Here is an 18181-nt window from a genome sequence, read left to right as displayed (position 1 = left end):
GGCCGGCAGGCCGCCTTCGCTGGCAAGCCAGCTCCTACAGGTATGCGTCTTGGTTGACGAACGCCTAGTACCCCTCGAATTGCGCCGGGCGTTTGTCGATGAACGCCTGCATGCCTTCTTTCTGGTCCCGTGAGGCGAACAGCAGGGCATTGGCTTTTCGCTCCAGGGCCAGGCCGGTTTCCAGCGGGGCGTCCATGCCTGCCAGGATCACTTCCTTGATCTGCTCGGCGGCCAATGCCGGCATCGCCGCGATGACGCGCGCCAGTTCCAGGGCGTGGGCCTGCACCTGGTCATCGTCCACCAGATCACTGACCAAACCTGCCACCCAGGCTTCCTCGGCGCTGATCGGTTGCCCAGTGAGCGCCATGCGCATCGCCTTGACCTTGCCCACCGCGCGCACCAGCCGCTGGGTGCCACCGATGCCGGGCATGATGCCAATGCGGATTTCCGGTTGGCAGAAGCGTGCGCTGCGCCCGGCGACGATCAGGTCGGCGTGCATCGCCAGCTCGCAACCTCCGCCATAGGCGTAACCGCAGACCGCCGCGATCACCGGTTTCGGACAATGCTGGATCGGCCCCCAGACCCGCTCGGTGTGGCGTTTGTAGATATCGATGGCGCCGACCCCGGCCATGCTGTTGATGTCGCCACCCGCCGCGAACACCTTGTCACCGCCCGTCAGCACGATGCAACGCACCTCGGGATCAATCGCCAGTTCACTGAAATACCGCGACAGCAGCGCCTGCAATTCCAGACTCAAGGCATTGGTCGCCTGCGGGCGGTTGAGCCGCAGCAGGGCCACGCCGGGCAGTGGGCGTTCGAGCAGAACCGGTGCAACGGATGGGTCGGACATGGGCATCCTCAAAGACCAGAAAACGTGTGAATGACCACCAGTGTCCTGTTCGCGAGGTTTAATTTTCATCGTCCGTTCAGACGTAGTTTGACCCGAGGTTCGTCCCTAGAGTGACCCTTGTCAGTAGAGAAAGGAGCACATGATGGAGCTGCATTCGGGTCTTGATTACAGCGGCAAAGTGGTGCTGGTCACCGGTGGCACCAAGGGCATCGGCGCGGGTATCGCACGGGGGTTCCTCGCTGCCAACGCGAGGGTGATCGTCTGTGCCCGGCGCGAGCCTGAGCAGGTGCCGACAGTGGGTGGCAAGCGTGCGAGCTTCATTGCCGCCGATGTGCGTGACCACGACTCCCTGCAACGCCTGTTCGCCAGCATCGAGCGCGACTTCGGGCGCCTCGACGTGGTGATCAACAACGCCGGCGGCAGTCCGTCCGCCGAAGCGGCCACGGCCTCGCCCAGGTTCCACGAAAGCATCATCGGGCTGAACCTGATCGCGCCGCTCAATGTCGCCCAGCACGCCAACCGGCTGATGCAGGTACAGGCGCAGGGTGGTTGCATCGTCTTTATCGGCAGCATCAGTGCACTACGTTCTTCGCCAGGCACCGCCGCTTACGGCGCGGCCAAGGCCGGGGTGCTGGCGTTGGTGCAATCGCTGGCGGTGGAGTGGGGCCCCAAGGTGCGGGTGGTCACGGTCAGCCCGGGGCTGGTGCTGACCGAGCAGGCGCATCTGCATTACGGCTCCGAGGCCGGTATCGCTGCCGTGGCTGCCGGCATCCCGGCCGCTCGTATGGCGGTGGCCGAAGACATCGCCAACGCCTGCCTTTACATCGCATCTCCGCTGGCCAGCTACGCCAGCGGTTGCAACCTGTTGCTGCACGGCGGTGGTGAACGCCCGGCATTTCTCGGTGCTGCGCAGGTTCTGCCCACCTGATCGACCTATTGCGGCGACCGGGTTCGGTGGCCGCCTTCAATGTGAAGGAGACGACTTTGGCTGATCCACAATTGCTATCCAATGTGCGCGCCCTGGTGGGGCGCCAATACGGCCGCGTGTATGCCTGGGACGAGGTCAATGCCCCGATGATTCGCCAGTGGTGCGAAGTCATGGGCGTGGACAACCCGCTCTACACCGACCCGGCGTTTGCCCAGGGCACCCGGTATGAGGGCCTGATCGCTCCACCGGCGATGTTGCAGGTGTGGACCATGGAAGGCCTGCACGCCAACAACTATCCGCCTGGCTCCACCGACGAGAACCCGTACGAGGTGCTCAAGGAAATGGAAGCCTACGGCTACGCCTCGACCGTGGCGGTGAACTCTGAACTGACCTTCACCCGTCCGGTGCGCCTGGGGGAAAAGCTCTACTACACCACGCGCCTGGATGCGGTGGGCGATGAAAAAACCACCGCCCTGGGCACTGGTTTTTTTGTCACCCTGGTGATGAGCCACTTCGTCGAAAAAGCCGGTGGCGACGAGCCGGTGGGCGAGTTGCTGTTTCGCGTCTTCAAGTTCCGCGCGGCCAATGCCCAGGCGCCAGCCAAGGTTGAGTCGGCACCGGTCAAGGCCAAGCGCCCGCTGCCGGGCATCAGCGACGACACCCGCTTCTTTTGGGAAGGCTGCGAGCAGGGCCAGTTGCTGATCCAGCGCTGCACCGCCTGCCAGACCCTGCGCCATCCACCGGCACCGGTGTGCATCGAATGTCACAGCTTCGACTGGGACACCGTGCAGGCCAGTGGCCGCGCCCAGTTGTATTCGTTCGTGGTGATGCACTACCCCGAAGTGCCGCCATTCGATTACCCCAACCCGATTGGCCTGATCGAACTGGAAGAGGGCGTGCGCCTGATCGCCGGCCTGGTCGGCATCGAGCGTGAGCAATTGCAGATCGGCCAGCGTTTTCAGGTCGAGTTCCAGACCTTCGATGACCAGCTGACCCTGCCGTTGTTCCGGCCGGTAGAGGCATAGGAGCCACCATGGATTTCGAATTGAGCGAAGACCAGCGCGCCATTGCGCAGATGGCTGACGGCTTGTTTGTCGACCATTGTCATGACGACTACATGCGCCAGTGGGACACCAGCGGCGAGCCGATGATGGCGCCGCTGTGGGCGCTGTGTATCGAGACCGGGCTGCATGCCCTGGCTATTCCCGAAGAACACGGCGGCAGCGGTCTGGGCATGACCGAACTGATGCTGGTGCTGCAAGCCCAGGGCAAGGCCCTGGCCCAGGTGCCGTTGTGGCGCCATCAATTGGCTGCCGCGACCCTGGCCCGTTTCGACGCTGGCGACAGTGCGGGCTGGGTTGCCAAGGCGGCGTCCGGCGAGGCGCTGCTGAGCCTGTCCATCGACGGCTTGAGCAGTGCCCGGGGCATTGAATTGCAGGCGCAAGCGAATGCCGGGGGCTGGTCAATAAATGGCCGGGTCGCAGCCTTGTCCCAGGGTGATTTGGCCAGCGCCGCACTGGTGCTGGTGCAGGCCGAGGGCCAGCCGCGCTTGCTGCTGCTCGATCTGGCGGCGCCCGAGGTTCAACGGGTGTCGGCAGTGTTGACCCACGGCGAGGCGGTGGCCGACCTGCACATTCACGGCTTGACCGTGAACGCCGCCGCGCTGTTGCCGATTGAGGCCGTCGCTTGGCTGGAACTGCGCTGCACAGCGGCATTGGCAGCCTTGCAACTGGGGGTCAGCGAAGAGCAGATCCGCCGCACCGTGGCCTACGTCAGCGAACGTCGACAGTTCGAGCGCAGCATCGGCAGCTTCCAGGCGGTGCAGATGAGCATGGCTGACACCCATATCGCCGTCGAAAGCTTGCGCACCGTGCTGTGGCAACTGGCTTACCGCATCGATGCCGGTTTGCCGTCGCCCAGCGAAGCCCTGGCTACCGCCTGGATTGCCTGCGAAGCAGGGCATCGCATCGGCCATGTCGCACAGCACGTGCATGGTGGCATCGGTGTCGACTTGACCTACCCGATCCACCGTTTTCTCTACTGGAGCCGTGGCCTGTGCCTTGCCTTGGGTGGCTCGGCAGCAAGCCTGGAACGCCTGGGCGACTGGCTCAACGATAACGACAAGCTGGGATGGAAATATGACCTCGAAGAACACCAAGCGCTTTGAAGACGTGCAACCCGGCGAAGTACTGCCGGAACTTGCCGTGCCGATCACGGTGACCCTGATCAACGGCGGCGCGATTGCCACCCGTGACTACTTCCCCGGTCACCACGACGCGGAAGCGGCCCGTGCCCTGGGTTCGCCCCATGTGTTCATGAACATCCTCACCACCAACGGGCTGGTGCAGCGGTTCATCGAGCAGTGGAGCGGGCCGCTGGCACAGTTCACCGCGCTGAAAATCAAGCTCGGCGCGCCGAACTATCCCGGTGACTGCATGACCTTCAATGGCAGCGTCACTGGCGTTGATGCGGACACCCGTTCGGTGGAAATCACCTTGAGCGGCAAAAATTCCATGGGCAACCACGTGACCGGCACGGTCGCGCTGGTCCTGCCTTGACAGCCGGAGAGACACAGATGACTGATTCATCGATTTCCGGGCGTGCCGCGATCGTTGGTCTGGGCGCGACCGAATTTTCCAAAAACTCCGGACGCACTGAATTGCGCCTGGCGCTGGAGGCCACCTTGAGTGCGCTCAAGGACGCCGGCATCGATCCATCCGAGGTCGAGGGTTTCAGCTCCTACTCGGTGGACAAGGTCCCGGAGTACGAAATCGCCCGTTTGCTCGGTTGCAAAGACGTGAAGTTTTTCTCGCAAGTGCCCCACGGCGGCGGTGCGGCCTGTGGGCCGGTGATGCACGCGGCGATGGCGGTGGCTACCGGGATGGCGAAAGTGGTGGTGGTCTATCGGGCGATGAACGAGCGTTCCTGGTATCGCTTCGGTACCGGCAGCTACGGCTTCGCTTCGGCGCCGACTTTCGACAACGTCAACTACGGCTGGTACATGCCCCACGGCTTCCATACACCGGCCGCCTGGGTCGGGATGTTTGCCCAGCGCTACATGCACACCTACGGCGCCACCAGTGAAGACTTCGGCCGAATAGCGGTGGCGGCGCGGGATTTTGCCGCGACCAACCCCAAGGCGTTTTTCCACGGCAAGCCGATCACCCTGGAAGAACACCAGGCCTCGCGCTGGATCTGCGAGCCGCTGCACTTGCTCGATTGCTGCCAGGAATCCGATGGCGCCGTGGCGATGGTCATCACCTCGGCCGAGCGTGCCCGTGACCTGCGGCAGAAACCGGTGACCATCAAGGCCGGCTCTCAAGGCATCAGCCACGGCCAGCAGAGCATGACGTCGTTCTACCGCGACGACATCACCGGGTTGCCGGAGATGGGCGTGGTCGCCCGTGAACTGTATCGCCAGTCGGGCCTGGGCCCGGACGCGTTCCAGACGGCTGTGATCTACGACCACTTCACCCCGTTCGTGCTGCCGCAGCTGGAAGAGTTCGGCTTCGTCAAACGCGGCGAAGCCAAGGAATTCATCCGCGCCGGGCACCACGCCCGTGGCGGAAAACTGCCGATCAACACCCACGGTGGACAACTGGGCGAGGCCTATATCCACGGCATGAACGGCATCGCCGAAGCCGTGCGCCAGGTACGTGGCACGGCGGTCAACCAAGTGGCGGATGTGCAGAACGTGCTGGTCACCGCCGGCACCGGCGTACCCACCAGCGGCCTGATTCTCGGCGCAGCGTAAGGAGCACCAGATGTTCGTCGACCTCACTCCCGAACAACATGCCCTGCGCCACAAGGTGCGGGACTATTTCCAGGCCCTGATGACCCCGGACATGCGCGAGCAGTTGCGTGGCAAGGAAGGCGGCGAGCTGTTTCGCCAGACCATCCGCCAGATGGGTCGCGACGGCTGGCTCGCGGTCGGCTGGCCCAAGGCCCATGGCGGCCAGGGTTACGCCGCCACCGAACAGTTGATCTTCTTCGAAGAAGCCAACATCGCCGGCGCGCCGCTGCCGTTCGTGACCATCAGTACCGTGGGCCCGGCCTTGATGACCCACGGCAGCGAGTTGCAGAAAGAACGCTTCCTGCCCGGCATTGCCGCAGGCGAAATCATGTTCGCCATCGGCTACTCGGAACCGGAGGCCGGCAGTGACCTGGCGGTACTGAAAACCAGTGCCCGTCAGGATGACCAGGGCTTTGTGGTCAATGGCAACAAGCTGTGGACGTCTGGGGCCGAATCGGCCGACTTCGTCTGGCTGGCGGCCCGCACCGACCCGACCCAGGCACGGCACAAAGGCATTTCGCTGCTGATCGTCGACACCACGACGCCGGGCTTCTCTCACACCTTGATCCCCACCACCAGCATTCCGACCACGGCCACTTATTACGACAACGTACGGGTGCCCAACGAGATGCTGGTCGGTGAGTTGAACGGTGGCTGGAAGCTGATCACCTCGCAACTGAACCACGAGCGACTCGGCCTGGGTACCTGGTCGGACAAGGTAGTGGCGCTTTTTCGCCGGGTTTATCTGTGGGCGCGGGCCAGCGACGAGCAGGGGCGTCGGGCGATGGACAAGGCCTGGGTGCGCAGCTCGCTGGCTGAATGTTATGCGCGCCTGGAGGCAATGCGCCTGATCAACATGCGCATCGCCTCGGACCTTGAGCACGAGCGCATGGACGTGGCGCTGAGTTCGACCACCAAGGTGTTCGGCTCGGAATCGGCCATCGAGATCCTGCGCAAACTCGCGGCGGTCCTCGGCGCCAATGGCTCGATGCGCAGCGGTTCGGCAGCGACGTTGCTGCAGGGCGAGCTGGAATACGAGTTGCGCAGTTCGGTGACCCTGACCTTTGGCGGTGGCACCAATGAAATCCAGCGTGAGCTGATCGCCCAGTTTGGCCTCGGCATGCCGCGCACCCAACGCTGACGTTGGTCCATCAACAACAAAAACCGTACCCGCCCCGAATCCGGGGCGAGTCGAAGGGGACTTTCATGAGCACTATCGAGCAATTCAGGCACGATACCCGTGCCTGGCTGGAGGCTAACTGCCCGCTGTCGATGCGCACCGGCATGGCTGAAGGCGATGTGGTGTGGGGCAGCCAGAACCCGCAGTTTCCCTGTGAAGACGCACGCTTGTGGTTTGAGCGCATGCGCGACAAGCGCTGGTTCTGCCCCGAGTGGCCCGAGGAATACGGCGGCGCCGGTCTAAGTGACGAACAACTGGCAGTGCTGGAAAGTGAGATGCGCCGTCTCAAGTGCCGGCCGCCGCAGATTAACCTCGGTATCTGGATGCTTGGGCCAGTGCTGCTGGCTTACGGCAGCGAGGAACAGAAACGCGATCTACTGCCACCGATTGCCCGCGGTGAAGTGCGTTGGTGTCAGGGTTTCTCCGAGCCGAACGCCGGTTCCGATCTGGCCAGCCTGAAGATGGCCGCCCGCGATGCCGGCGATCACTTCGTGGTGGACGGCAGCAAGATCTGGACTTCTTACGGTGACAAATCCGACTGGATGTACGCCCTGGTACGCACCGACTTCAGCGTGCCCAAACACCAGGGCATCAGCCTGATCGTGCTGGACATGCGCAGCCCCGGCGTCAAGCCACAGCCGATCGATTTGATCAGCGGCAAATCGGCCTTTTGTCAGGTGTTCTTCGACAGCGTGAAAGTGCCCAAGAGCCAGCTGATCGGGCCGTTGAATGGCGGCTGGAACCTGGCCAAGTACCTGTTGCAACACGAACGCAAGGCGATGTCGAAATTCGGCGAGTTCAGCCTGCCGTCGCACTTCGACCTGCTGGCCCTGATGCGCGAATACGTGCCGGCGCCCCGGTCCCAGAGCGAGCACGCCCTGCAGGCGCGGGCCACGGCCTGTGCGATGAACGAGCATGCCTACAACCTGACCGTGCAGCGCATGGGCGAAGAGGCTCGGGCTGGCGACGACATCGGTGGCCTGATGTCGATCATGAAGCTGGTGCACACCGAACAGGAACGCGACAAATTCGAAGTGCTGCTCGATGCCATGGGCGGGGATGCCTTTGGCTGGGAGAGCGCGGCATTCAGCGAGCAGCAACTGGCGGTGACCCGCGCCTGGTTGAACAGCTATGCGCTGACCATTTCCGGCGGGTCCTCGGAGGTCCAGTTGAACGTCATCGCCAAGCGCGTGCTGGGTTTACCCGACGCTAAAAAAGGAGTTACCCCATGAGCCTGCGCTATAGCGACGAACAACGTTTGCTGGCCGACAGTGCCCGGGATTTTCTCGCCGCGCGCAGCCCGGTCAGTGCCCAGCGTCGACTGCGCGATGACGCGGTTGAGGCGGGTTTCGATGCGCAGTTGTGGCAGGGCGCGGTCGATCTGGGCTGGAGTGCGATTCCGTTTCCGGAAGACTTTGGCGGCCTGGATTTCGGTTGCAAGGGCCTTGGGCCGATCTTCGAATCCATGGGCCGCAATCTCTCCGCAACGCCGCTGTTGTCCAGCGTAGTCCTCGGCGGTTCGCTGGTACTTCTGGCGGGCAACTCCGCGCAACAGACGCACTGGTTGCAAGCCGTGATCAGTGGTGAACAGCGCCTGGCCCTGGCCGTGGACGAACAGTCGCGCCACGACCCGAGCCGCATTGCCCTAACGGCTAAAGCCGAGGGGCAGGGCTATCGCTTGCACGGCGACAAGTTCTGGGTGGTCGACGGGCTGGGTGCAGATGCCTTCGTGGTAGCTGCGCGCACCGCCGGACAACCGGGCGACACGCACGGCATCAGCCTGTTCCTGGTGCCAGCCGGTACACCGGGTTTGACCGTCAGCGCCTTGTCGCTGATCGACTCGCGCAACAGCGCACGGCTGCAACTGGACCAGGTGCAATTGGGCAGCGAAGCGCTGCTGGGCACCCTGGGCGAGGGCTGGGCTGCGCTGGAAACGGTGCTGGACCGTGGCCGCACTTGCCTCGCCGCGGAGCTGTTAGGGATGGCCGAACAACTGTTCGAAACCACGCTGGAGTACCTCAAGACCCGCGTGCAGTTCGACACGCCGATTGGCACCTTTCAGGTTCTGCAACATCGTGCCGCGCAAATGTACATCGACCTGGCGCTGAGCCGTAGTGCGCTGATGGCTGCGTTGGCGACTCTGGATGACGCCGGCCACGACGCAGGGGCACGTGCGCGACTGGTCAGCCTGGCGAAATGGAAGGCCGGCGACACGGCAATCAAGGTGGCCAACGAAGCCGTGCAGATGCACGGCGGCATTGGCGTCACCGACGAGCTGGATGTCGGCCTGTACCTCAAGCGTGTCCGTGTGGCGCAGAGCTGTCTGGGCGACCGGGATTTCCATTGCGAGCGCTATTCCGCCCACGCGTAGAACCTGTAGGCAGTCAACTCCTGTAGGAGCGAGCCTGCTCGCGATAGCGGTGTAACAGGCGGCATTTATATCGACTGACACGCCCTCATCGCGAGCAGGCTCGCTCCCACAGGGATGTCGCTTGACCGACTGACATTGGCCCACTTGCACGCCATTGGGGGCGCTACCCCGGCTGTCCTGGAGAAAACAATAATGAGCATTGAACGCTGGCAAACCGCGTGGCGGCAACTGATCGCCCCCGGTGCGCCGTTTGAAGTGGTGACGCCCGATGACGGCGCTCCACGCTTCTTCCGTCACGCCGCGCACGACCTGTTGCAGGTGCTGGACACCGGTCGAGTCCATGGCGACCGTGAGTTCCTGATCTGGCAGTCGCAACGCCTGACTTTCAACCAGTTCTACGATCAGGTCGATCGCCTGGCCGGGCAGATGGTTGCCCGCTTTGACTTGCAACCGGGCGAGCGGGTGGCGATTGCCATGCGCAACCAGCCGGCGTGGCTGGTGGCCTTCGCCGCTATCCAGCGCTGCGGCGCGGTGTGTGTGCCGCTCAACAGCTGGGGGCTGCGCGATGAGTTGCAATACGCTTTGCAGGACAGTGGTTCGCGCCTGTTGCTGTGTGACGAAGCGCGCCTCGAAACCCTGCGCGCAGACCTCGCCCGTGAACAGCGGGCGACGATTGTCGTCGGAGCCCAGGCAGGGTCGTTGCCCGAGTATTGCCTGCGTTTCGAAGACCTGATCGGCGCTCCGGCATTGCCGGTGCCAACGCTGGAAATCGATCCCGATGCGCCGGCGCTTATCCTCTACACCTCGGGCACCACCAGCCGCGCCAAGGGTGCAGTGTCGAGTCACCGGGCCATCTGCCAGGCGCTGTTTGCCCTGGATTTTCAGGGCGCGTTCTGCGCCATGAGTTCGCCTGAACGCATCGGCGTGGTGATCAACAGCGGCTACCCGCCGACCACACTGGCAGCGGTGCCGATGTTCCACGTCAGCGGCCTGCATGCGCAGTTCCTCTCGGCCCTGCGCGGCGGACGGCGGTTGCTGCTCATGTACAAGTGGGATGTGGAGCAGGCACTGGACCTGATTCGTGACGAGCGTTGCACCCAGTTCAACGGGGCGCCGGTGATGATGCAGCAACTGCTCGCCTCACCGCGCTTTGGCGGCGAGCACACCGCCAGTCTGTTCGGTTTGGGGCTGGGTGGTGGAGCGGCGTCCGCCGGGGTGTTGGACAACATGCTCAAGCTCAAGCCCGATGCCATCGGCGGCGCCGGCTACGGTCTGACCGAAAGCAACGGCATCGGCGCTGCCATCGGTGGCGACCCGTTCATCTACAAGCCGGCAGCGGCGGGGTGGGCCTTGCCGATCGTCGATATTCGCATTGGCGATGATCCGCACCGACCGCAGCCTGCGGGCACTCGCGGGGTGATCTGGCTGCGTTCGCCGACCTTGATGAGCGCCTACTGGAACCTGCCTGAAGCCACCGCACAAAGCCTGCGCGACGGGTGGCTCGACACGGGCGATATCGGCTACCTCGACGATGAGGACTTCCTCAGTATCACCGGCCGGGTCAAGGAGTTGATCAACCGCGGAGGCGAGAAAATTTCCGCCGCAGAAATCGAGACGTGCGTGCTCGATATGCCCGGTGTCCTGGAAGCTGCGGCGTTCGCCATCGCCGATCCGCTACTGGGTGAAACGGTGGGGCTGGCCGTGCATGGTCAGGCTTCGACGCTGCCCCAGCAAGCGCAAATCTGCGCCTTCATCGCCCAGCGCCTGGCCGCCTACAAAGTGCCGGCGCAGGTCTATCGGGTACTCGAACCCTTGCCACGCAACGCCACCGGCAAGGTGCTCAAGGCACAGCTGCAAGAAAAGTTGGGCGCATAGCGCTGCCTTAGTCTTTCCGGACGATGTCGGGGCCGGCAGAAACCGAACAATGGGTCCATCCACACAGCCTTATCAGCGAAGGAGGCATCACATGAAAATAACAAGAACAGGTCTCATGCTCGCGGTCGCAGTCACAGCCAATAGCGGGCTGATGGGTTTTGCGCACGCCGCGGTGTCACCTCAGGAAGCAGCCAAACTGGGCAAGGAGCTGACCTGTGTCGGCGCCGAGCAAGCCGGCAATGCCGAGGGCACCATTCCGCCGTACACCGGCAAGTACCTGGGTGAAGTCCCGGGCTGGAATCATGTGAAGTTCTCCGGCGACCAGCCGGTGGACCCCTATGCGGCGGAGAAGCCGATTCTGGTGATCACTGCGCAGAACATGAGCCAGTTCGAGTCGCACCTGACCGAGGGCCAGAAGGCGCTGCTGAAGAAGTATCCGACCACCTACAAAATGAACATCTACCCGGGCCATCGGGATTTCCGCTATCCGGATTATGTGTGCCGCCGTGCGATGGACAACGCATTGCAGGCCAAACTGGTCAATGACGGTGCAGGTTTTACCGGGATTGGCCAGGTGCCGTTCCCGATTCCCAAGAACGGCATGGAATTGCTGTGGAACCACCAACAGCCGGCGCGTGCCTACACCGAGGAAAAAACCACCGATCTGGCTTCGGTCCTGCCCAATGGCAGCATCGGCTGGGGGCGTGCATATGCCCGTAACCTGGCATTGGCCAATTCACCCAGTGCCGACTCCAGGACCGAAGACAAGATTTCGGCCATGAGCAACAACATGACCCTCAAACCGGCCCGTGACAACGGCACGCTGAGCATTTCGCACGAACCCTACAACTTCGGTACGGACTCACGCCAGGCCTGGTCCTACAGCCCATCCACCCGCCGCGTACGGCAACTACCGGGCTACGGCTTCGATCAACCAATGATTGGCACCAACGGCACCATGACCGTCGACGAGGACCGTTTGTTCAACGGCACTCCGGAGCGCTTCAACTGGAAGCTCATTGGCAAGCGTGAAATCTACAGCCCGGCCAACGCCTTCAAGCCCAACACCGCGTCGATCAAATATGCCGACATGCTGACCCCCAACCATCCCAACCCGGAGTTCATGCGTTATGAGTTGCGTCGCGTCTGGGTGCTGGAAGCTGACCTGAAGGAAGGCTATCGCCATGTCTATGGCAAGCGTGTGCTGTTCATCGACGAAGACACCTGGAACTCGGTCATGGCCGACAACTACGATGCCCGCGGGCAGCTGTGGAAGCACGCCATGGTCAACTACTACTACCACCCTGACATGAGTGGCTGGCAGGCCGGGTCGCAATTCTTCATGGACTTGAATTCAGGCCAGTACACCGGTTACGGCATGACCAACGAGTCGAAGAAGGGCCCGATCCTCAACGAAGGCAAATTCACCCCGGACCAATACACCGCGGATGCGGCGCGGGCGATCGGGCGGTAACGACTTCGGCAATACCCGCTACAAGTAAAGGCCTCGCCGGGTAACGGTGGGGCCTTTTTGGGTTGGGTTCTGCAATAAGGTTATTCGATAGCAGGAGGATTTACCTGAGACAGATCAGCACGATGCTCTTGTTTTCCCGAGATGCCGTGAAGAACCTTTTTTTGCTGGTCAGACGCGTTCTTTCAACAACGTCCCATTACCTGTAGCAGCTGGCGTTAGTTCAGGGCTAGACATCTTCGTTGCGAGCAAAAAACCCAGTCAGCGCGATTACACGCTGACTTTCAGGTTGTCAGTCAGTTGATCGGCTGAGAGGTGATCGACCATTGGGGATCCAGTGGGCCGATGATCTCCAGCAGCCGTTTGTAACCGGTACGGAGAATGCGCCATTCGCCTTGTATCTTGATGTAGCTATCCTCATAGATCGCGCTGCCGTTAAGCAGGGTCTGCTTATCGAGGTTGATGAACAGGTCGTTGAGGTACCAGAGGCCAGTGGCTTCATCACCGTTGACCACGATTTCCGGGGTGTGGCCGTTGTGCATGCCGAAACGGCGATTGGTGAAGTTGGTGCGGTAGAACTCGATGGCCTGCTCCAGTCCGTTGAGTTCGAGCTGGTAGGTCGGGCTTTGAAAGCTGATCCTCACCTCGGGGGCGAGGATGCTGCGCAGTAGTTCGAGGTTACAGGTATCGATACCTCGAAAATAGCGGGCCTTGAGCTGTTTGATCTGCTCGATGGCAACGAGATCCAGCATGTTATTCAACTCCAAGGGGAAGGCGATGGCCACACGGGTACCGTGTGGCCGCTGGAAAGAGGCGACGTGCTTGTCGCCTTGAAGTGCTTAGCAGGGCAGAAAGTGGCCGCCGTTGACGTCCAGTTGTGCGCCGGTAATGACCTTGGCGTAGTCGCTGGCCAGGTACAGGGCGGCCATGGCGCAGTCGTTGTCTTCGGGGATCTTGCGCAGTGCAATCTGTTGGGCGACCTGGTCGACCAGCGACTCCATCGGGACACCCAGGCGCCTGGCTTCGCTCTCGAAGTGGCCGATGACCGGCGCGCCCCACATCCAGCCCATGAAGGTGGAGTTGACGCGGATGCCGAACGGGCCAAGATCCTGGGCCAGGTACTGCACGGCGGTTTTCAATGCACCCTTGGAGACGGCATAGCCGGATTCCAGTTGGTTGGGGGTGCGGGTGGCCATGGTGTTGATCATGACGATGCTGCCCGACTTCTGCTTCTTCATCTGCGGCAACACGGCCTGGGTCATGTGCATGGTGCCGAACAGGTTGACGTCCATCGCGTTGCGCCAGTCGTCCATTGACGACTCGGAGGAACTGCCCCAGGCGCCATGGACGTAGGCAGAGTTGATCAATACGTCGATCTGGCCGAAGTGCTCGATCGTCAGGTCGGCGAGCGTCTGGCACTGTTCGGCCTGGGCAATGTCGGTGGGGACTTTCAGCACAGGAGTGCTGTAGCCGGCGTCGCGGATGGCCTGTTCAGCCTGATCCAGCTTGGCCGGGGTGCGGGCGGCCAATACCACGGCCTTCGCCTGATACTCCGCGGCACGCACGGCCAGCTTGATGCCGAGGCCAGGACCGATACCGGAAATGATGACGACTTTATCTTTGAGCAACATGGCAATTACCTTCTTATTGTTCTGGTAGGGAATGGGGCGTTCAGGTGCGACTGGCGTGCAGTTCTTCGGCACGTCGTTTCAGATCCAGGGCCATCTGGTCGAAGCCGGTTTTTACCCAGGCTCCGTGTTCACGCATGATCGTGTCCTGGTTCAGGCCCAGGAAAATGTCAGTGGTGAAATAGCTGCAGCGGTTGGCATCGATGGCCTTGATGTACTGATCGCGGCGGGCGGCGTCCATGTTTTCCGGGACGGGGCGCTGCTCCCAGGACAGCAGTCGCTCGGGGTCGCAGGCCACGAGGTATTCGAAGACCGGAACGGTTTCGCCGGTATCGGGCGTAAGTACCTGCATATGCACCTCGTCGCCGATCTGCAGGCCGCACTGAATGTTCGGGCAGAAGCTGTTCCACTGGTGGTAATTGTCCAGATCAATGAGCACTTCCCAGACCACCCGGGCGGGGGCATTAATTTCCACCGTGTGGGAGGTCACTATGTTTTCTGCTCTGGCCATGACTGTCTCCTGTTGTGCATTCAGTTGATGGGTTTGGAGGTGATCTGCAGCTGTTCACTCAAGGGCTGGATAGTCTCGAGCAGGGTTTCGTAGCCCGTCTCGGCGATCATCCAGCGCTCGCCGCGCTTGATGTAGCGATCCTGGTAGATCGCACTGCCGTGCATGTGGGTGTTTTCCTCGAGGTTGATGAACACGTAGCTCAGGTACCAGAGGGCTGTCGCCTGGTCGCCATCGACTTCGATTTCCGGGGTGTGACCGTTGTGGGTGGCCAGGCGGGTTTTGGTGAACGAGGTGCGATAGAAGTCCAGCGCATCGCCCAGGCCATTGACGTGGAACTCGTAGGCAGGGCTCTTGAACGACAGGGCGACGTCCTCGGTCAGCATGCCCTGGAGCATCTCGATGTTGCAGGTGTCGATGGCGCGGAAATAGCGCGCCTTGAGCTGTTTGATCAGCTCGATTGCTTCTAGATCCAACATGTGAAGCCTCCTTGGGGCCACTCAGGCACTGAGCTGGTACTCGCTGGTGAGGATGCAGTCGATCTTCTGGAAGTCGATGAATTTGCTGGTCGATTCGTACATGGCTTGCTGGCGCTGCGCGCACTTGTCCGGGTCGCCCAGGGCGGCGAAGAATCCTTGCGGATTACCGATGGCCTCGGGCGGGAAGTTCTCTTCGACGATGGCGTGCAGCACCGGTGCGCCGAAGGTCAGCGCGCGTACCACGGTGTTCTGCCGGTAGCCGAAGATCGATTGCAGCGGATAGGCATTAGGCCCGTGTCCGTTGCGCCAGGTGTCGTACCAATGCTCGTAGCTCATCCGGTCTGGCTTGTGCAGCAACGCCACCTGATTCATGCCGGGCGTGCGCTCGCCGACCGGCACCCGATACTGGGCGGCACGGGGCTGGCGCTCCTCGGGATACGGCTCGGATTCCACCACCAGATAAGCCTCCAGGCGGCGGGTCTTGGGCGCCACGAGTGCCTGGATGGCGGGCCATTGCGAGGCACTGTCCAGCCACAACGAGAGCAACCCGTCCAGGGGCACGGCGCTATTGGTGATGCGCTGCGTCGAGGCGGCGGCCACCGCCTCGTCGACCAGCATCACGCGGAGGTTTTTTGCACCGGCTGCAGTCAATGCGTCGCGCAGGTCGAACAAATCCGCACGCCATTGCCTGGCGTTGGGTTGTGTCGGCTTCCACAAGGTCAAGATGATTTTTTCCATGATTTCTCCAACCTGCGTTCAGTGATTGACGCTCAGGTGACGGGCGCGATATTCGCTGTAGTCCTGGATCATCTGCGTCTCGTTCAGACCGAAGCGCTCCAGGCTGTAGTCATGGCTGGCACGTTTTTCCCGGCTGTTTTGCGACAGCCAGCCCTGCGCGTCGGCGCGGGCCTTATCGGTAAACGGCAGATTGGCGAAGGCGTAGACCTTTTCCAGCACTTGCAGCGGCTGCTTCACGGTGTCGGCGAAGTGGATGTCGAGAAAGCGCTCGGCCACATGCTGTTCGCGAACCTGCATGGTGTGACGGATGCCTCGCGCCATGCGGTTGTTCCACTGCTCACCAGCGGCTTTCGGGTCCGGGTTGTCGCTGTACATCTGCCACAGGGTGTGGGCCATGCTGGCCATCGACGGGATGGTCTGGGCCGGTTCACGGTGGGTCAGAATCACCTGCGCCTTGGGGAAGACATCCAGCAGCAAATCCAGGGTGTGCAGATGTTGTGGCGCTTTGAGCAGCCAGCGTTGACCTGCCGGCTCACGCCGTTGTTGCTTCTGCCACTGCAAGAACTGCAGCATTTTCTTCAGTTGGGTGTAGACCGGCCGCTGGTCTTGCTGATCCAGCCAGCGGGTATAACTAGGCACGTTGACGTAGGCGTCCATGGCGCACATGAACGAGTGTTCCATGAGCATGAACTCTTCGTCGCAGAGCATCGGATCCAGCGGGTGGATCGCGAGGATCTGCGGGATCACCTCGGCCATCAGATCGACCTCGGCCTTGGCCTGGGCGATGCGCTTGGCCGGCGCGGCCAGAGTTTCGTCAGTCAGCGGTGCCGGAAAGCGAGTTTCCCACCAGGCGGCGGAGTAGAAGCGTGGGTCGACCGCCAGCGTGCGCTGAAGCATGGTGGTGCCGGTGCGCGGCAGGCCGACGATGACCAGCGGATCGTCGATTTGTATCTGGGTTATTTCTGGATGACGGCGCAGGTAGTCTTCCATCACCAGGCGGTTGACCAGTTGCCCGACCAACCTTTCTTCCAGCAAATACAGGCCGGAGGCTGACAGCTGGGCTTCGGCGGCCAGGGCATCGAGCAGCGCCTGCAACGACTCGCGGTAGTTGTCATCGCCAAAATCGCTCAGGCCATTGCTGCGCGCGATGGCGCTGGCCAGCAGTTTTTCGACGGTCAGGTCTTCAATGCGGGTGTGCGCGTTCATACGGCCTCCGCGACGGCAGATACGTTTACGACGCGGGTGGTGGGGTGGCATTGCTCCCGGGCGCCGACCCAACGCAGGCAGAGCGTGCCCTGGCGTACACCGGCGGTTTGCAGCCAGTTGCTCACCCCGGGGTCCAGCTCACTGAGTACCAGCGTCACGCCGCCGTTGTCGTCGTAGCGGGCCTGATGCTTGTTGAAACAGATCTGGTGGTAGCGGTAGTCCAGCGACTCCATCCAGTAATTGTTGATCTGCAAGTTCCAGAAGTCGCAGTCCGGCACTTTATCAATGTGGATGACCAACGCCTCGTCCGCGGCTAGCGCCCAGTGCGAGTGGTAGTAGAAAATGTTCGGATCGCCGCCAACTGACTGGCAGAGCGCCTGGTTGGCTGGGGGCAACTGATTGCTGTGCGGCAGGTAGCTTTCGCTCCAGTCGGCGAACAGCCGGGCGGTGTTTTCCACGAAGCTCGATACCCGCGCCAGGCCTTGTTGGAACGTCGCCGGGTCAAGGGCCTGTGGCTTGGAATCGGTGCCGATGCGCTCGATGCTCAACTTGGCCGGCACTTCGCTGCGACGGTCAAGAAACGTCTGGCGTACGATCAAGGCATTGGTGGCGCCTTCCATTTTCAGCCAGTTGCCCGTTTGCGGTTCGCTGCTGAGGATGATTTCAAAATTGCCCTGGTCATCGACCTGTAGCTGGCTGGCATCGATGAAACCGGTCTGGATCAGGGTGCCGTCGGTTTCATAACCGCCTTTCTGGGTGCCAAAGCTCAGGTAGGCGACACTGCCGCGCTGGCCTTTGATGCGATAGTCCAGCGTGCCGTCCAGGCGCGAGTACTCATAGAGGTTGTCCGGGTTGTCGGCGCCAATTTTCGCGGTCTCGTGGGAGGTCTTGAAGAAACTGGGAAACGCCGGGTCGGCAAACTCGATGTGCATCTCCAGGCCGATGCGCAGCAGGCGCGTCAGGTAGCGGAAGCCTTCGGCGCGGGTGGCCGCATCGACGGGTGCTTCGGGACGCAGGATCTGCTCGCCGCAGCGCTTGAGGTGATCGCAGAACGTGGCCCAGGTCTGGCCACTCAACAGCTGTTGTTCGTCAATAGAGCTGATTGTCATTGTTAGACTCTCTTGATTAGGCGAATCCGGCTCGTGAGCGACTGC

Annotated in this window: 18 protein-coding genes; 10 read left to right on the top strand and 8 right to left on the bottom strand. The window is 62.0% G+C overall.

The genetic code is table 11. The features are described 5' to 3' along the window. Window positions 1-64 precede the first annotated feature (64 nt). On the bottom strand, window positions 65-850 hold the full coding sequence (locus CKW19_RS20870) for an enoyl-CoA hydratase (protein ID WP_095059639.1): 786 nt from the start codon (window positions 848-850) through the stop codon (window positions 65-67). A gap of 142 nt (window positions 851-992) precedes the next feature. Here CKW19_RS20870 and CKW19_RS20865 point away from each other — a divergent pair, with 142 nt between their 5' ends. From CKW19_RS20865 to CKW19_RS20820, 10 genes are all read left to right on the top strand, one after another. Further along, the gene (locus tag CKW19_RS20865) at window positions 993-1778 is read left to right on the top strand and encodes an SDR family oxidoreductase (protein WP_095059638.1); all 786 of its coding nucleotides are present in this window, start codon (window positions 993-995) and stop codon (window positions 1776-1778) included. 56 nt (window positions 1779-1834) lie between these two features. Continuing rightward, window positions 1835-2803 (top strand): bifunctional MaoC family dehydratase N-terminal/OB-fold nucleic acid binding domain-containing protein, encoded by a 969-nt coding sequence (locus CKW19_RS20860; protein WP_095059637.1) that lies wholly within the window; start codon window positions 1835-1837, stop codon window positions 2801-2803. 8 nt (window positions 2804-2811) lie between these two features. After that, window positions 2812-3945, top strand: coding sequence for an acyl-CoA dehydrogenase family protein (locus CKW19_RS20855; protein WP_095059636.1), 1134 nt, complete (start codon window positions 2812-2814; stop codon window positions 3943-3945). Beyond that, on the top strand, window positions 3917-4336 hold the full coding sequence (locus CKW19_RS20850; RefSeq protein WP_095059635.1) for a MaoC family dehydratase: 420 nt from the start codon (window positions 3917-3919) through the stop codon (window positions 4334-4336). The genes CKW19_RS20855 and CKW19_RS20850 overlap by 29 nt, the downstream gene beginning before the upstream one ends. A gap of 17 nt (window positions 4337-4353) precedes the next feature. Then, window positions 4354-5532: a lipid-transfer protein gene (locus CKW19_RS20845; RefSeq protein ID WP_095059634.1), complete on the top strand. Its 1179-nt coding sequence runs from the start codon at window positions 4354-4356 to the stop codon at window positions 5530-5532. 10 nt (window positions 5533-5542) lie between these two features. Beyond that, the gene (locus CKW19_RS20840) at window positions 5543-6712 is read left to right on the top strand and encodes an acyl-CoA dehydrogenase family protein (protein ID WP_095059633.1); all 1170 of its coding nucleotides are present in this window, start codon (window positions 5543-5545) and stop codon (window positions 6710-6712) included. A gap of 65 nt (window positions 6713-6777) precedes the next feature. After that, window positions 6778-7983: an acyl-CoA dehydrogenase family protein gene (locus CKW19_RS20835; protein WP_095059632.1), complete on the top strand. Its 1206-nt coding sequence runs from the start codon at window positions 6778-6780 to the stop codon at window positions 7981-7983. Continuing rightward, window positions 7980-9122 carry an acyl-CoA dehydrogenase family protein gene (locus CKW19_RS20830; protein ID WP_095059631.1) on the top strand — a complete coding sequence of 381 codons (1143 nt, stop codon included), beginning with the start codon at window positions 7980-7982 and terminating at the stop codon, window positions 9120-9122. Before CKW19_RS20835 ends, CKW19_RS20830 begins: the two co-directional genes overlap by 4 nt. A 192-nt stretch (window positions 9123-9314) precedes the next feature. Then, window positions 9315-10997 (top strand): class I adenylate-forming enzyme family protein, encoded by a 1683-nt coding sequence (locus CKW19_RS20825; RefSeq protein ID WP_095059630.1) that lies wholly within the window; start codon window positions 9315-9317, stop codon window positions 10995-10997. 91 nt (window positions 10998-11088) lie between these two features. Continuing rightward, complete coding sequence (locus CKW19_RS20820; RefSeq protein WP_177408840.1) at window positions 11089-12471, top strand: DUF1329 domain-containing protein; 1383 nt, start codon at window positions 11089-11091, stop codon at window positions 12469-12471. A 293-nt stretch (window positions 12472-12764) separates the two neighbouring features. Here CKW19_RS20820 and CKW19_RS20815 read toward each other — a convergent pair whose 3' ends face one another. From CKW19_RS20815 to CKW19_RS20785, 7 genes are all read right to left on the bottom strand, one after another. Beyond that, window positions 12765-13220: a nuclear transport factor 2 family protein gene (locus CKW19_RS20815; protein WP_095059628.1), complete on the bottom strand. Its 456-nt coding sequence runs from the start codon at window positions 13218-13220 to the stop codon at window positions 12765-12767. A gap of 87 nt (window positions 13221-13307) precedes the next feature. Then, window positions 13308-14099, bottom strand: a complete 792-nt coding sequence (locus CKW19_RS20810; protein ID WP_095059627.1) for an SDR family oxidoreductase — start codon at window positions 14097-14099, stop codon at window positions 13308-13310. A gap of 40 nt (window positions 14100-14139) precedes the next feature. Next, window positions 14140-14607 (bottom strand): SRPBCC domain-containing protein, encoded by a 468-nt coding sequence (locus CKW19_RS20805; RefSeq protein ID WP_095059626.1) that lies wholly within the window; start codon window positions 14605-14607, stop codon window positions 14140-14142. A gap of 20 nt (window positions 14608-14627) precedes the next feature. Next, a complete protein-coding gene (locus tag CKW19_RS20800) occupies window positions 14628-15083 on the bottom strand; it encodes a nuclear transport factor 2 family protein (protein ID WP_095059625.1) in 456 nt (151 codons plus the stop codon). A 21-nt stretch (window positions 15084-15104) separates the two neighbouring features. Continuing rightward, window positions 15105-15821 carry an EthD domain-containing protein gene (locus CKW19_RS20795; RefSeq protein WP_095059624.1) on the bottom strand — a complete coding sequence of 239 codons (717 nt, stop codon included), beginning with the start codon at window positions 15819-15821 and terminating at the stop codon, window positions 15105-15107. 18 nt (window positions 15822-15839) lie between these two features. After that, window positions 15840-17027: a sulfotransferase gene (locus CKW19_RS20790; protein WP_095059623.1), complete on the bottom strand. Its 1188-nt coding sequence runs from the start codon at window positions 17025-17027 to the stop codon at window positions 15840-15842. Next, the gene (locus CKW19_RS20785) at window positions 17024-18136 is read right to left on the bottom strand and encodes a DUF1214 domain-containing protein (RefSeq protein WP_095059622.1); all 1113 of its coding nucleotides are present in this window, start codon (window positions 18134-18136) and stop codon (window positions 17024-17026) included. The genes CKW19_RS20790 and CKW19_RS20785 overlap by 4 nt, the downstream gene beginning before the upstream one ends. Window positions 18137-18181: the final 45 nt, after the last annotated feature.

The organism is Pseudomonas sp. Irchel s3f7, assembly GCF_900187615.1.
In the GTDB taxonomy this organism is placed as follows: Bacteria; Pseudomonadota; Gammaproteobacteria; order Pseudomonadales; family Pseudomonadaceae; genus Aquipseudomonas.
This window is presented reverse-complemented; position numbering and strand designations above follow the sequence as displayed.

Coding starts and splice junctions, on each gene's coding strand:
- CKW19_RS20835 (WP_095059632.1), top strand. CDS start 6,778: ATGAGCACTATCGAGCAATTCAGGCACGATACCCGTGCCTGGCTGGAG.
- CKW19_RS20795 (WP_095059624.1), bottom strand. CDS start 15,821: ATGGAAAAAATCATCTTGACCTTGTGGAAGCCGACACAACCCAACGCC.
- CKW19_RS20800 (WP_095059625.1), bottom strand. CDS start 15,083: ATGTTGGATCTAGAAGCAATCGAGCTGATCAAACAGCTCAAGGCGCGC.
- CKW19_RS20815 (WP_095059628.1), bottom strand. CDS start 13,220: ATGCTGGATCTCGTTGCCATCGAGCAGATCAAACAGCTCAAGGCCCGC.
- CKW19_RS20820 (WP_177408840.1), top strand. CDS start 11,089: ATGAAAATAACAAGAACAGGTCTCATGCTCGCGGTCGCAGTCACAGCC.
- CKW19_RS20825 (WP_095059630.1), top strand. CDS start 9,315: ATGAGCATTGAACGCTGGCAAACCGCGTGGCGGCAACTGATCGCCCCC.
- CKW19_RS20805 (WP_095059626.1), bottom strand. CDS start 14,607: ATGGCCAGAGCAGAAAACATAGTGACCTCCCACACGGTGGAAATTAAT.
- CKW19_RS20850 (WP_095059635.1), top strand. CDS start 3,917: ATGACCTCGAAGAACACCAAGCGCTTTGAAGACGTGCAACCCGGCGAA.
- CKW19_RS20865 (WP_095059638.1), top strand. CDS start 993: ATGGAGCTGCATTCGGGTCTTGATTACAGCGGCAAAGTGGTGCTGGTC.
- CKW19_RS20810 (WP_095059627.1), bottom strand. CDS start 14,099: ATGTTGCTCAAAGATAAAGTCGTCATCATTTCCGGTATCGGTCCTGGC.
- CKW19_RS20870 (WP_095059639.1), bottom strand. CDS start 850: ATGTCCGACCCATCCGTTGCACCGGTTCTGCTCGAACGCCCACTGCCC.
- CKW19_RS20845 (WP_095059634.1), top strand. CDS start 4,354: ATGACTGATTCATCGATTTCCGGGCGTGCCGCGATCGTTGGTCTGGGC.
- CKW19_RS20830 (WP_095059631.1), top strand. CDS start 7,980: ATGAGCCTGCGCTATAGCGACGAACAACGTTTGCTGGCCGACAGTGCC.
- CKW19_RS20785 (WP_095059622.1), bottom strand. CDS start 18,136: ATGACAATCAGCTCTATTGACGAACAACAGCTGTTGAGTGGCCAGACC.
- CKW19_RS20855 (WP_095059636.1), top strand. CDS start 2,812: ATGGATTTCGAATTGAGCGAAGACCAGCGCGCCATTGCGCAGATGGCT.
- CKW19_RS20840 (WP_095059633.1), top strand. CDS start 5,543: ATGTTCGTCGACCTCACTCCCGAACAACATGCCCTGCGCCACAAGGTG.
- CKW19_RS20790 (WP_095059623.1), bottom strand. CDS start 17,027: ATGAACGCGCACACCCGCATTGAAGACCTGACCGTCGAAAAACTGCTG.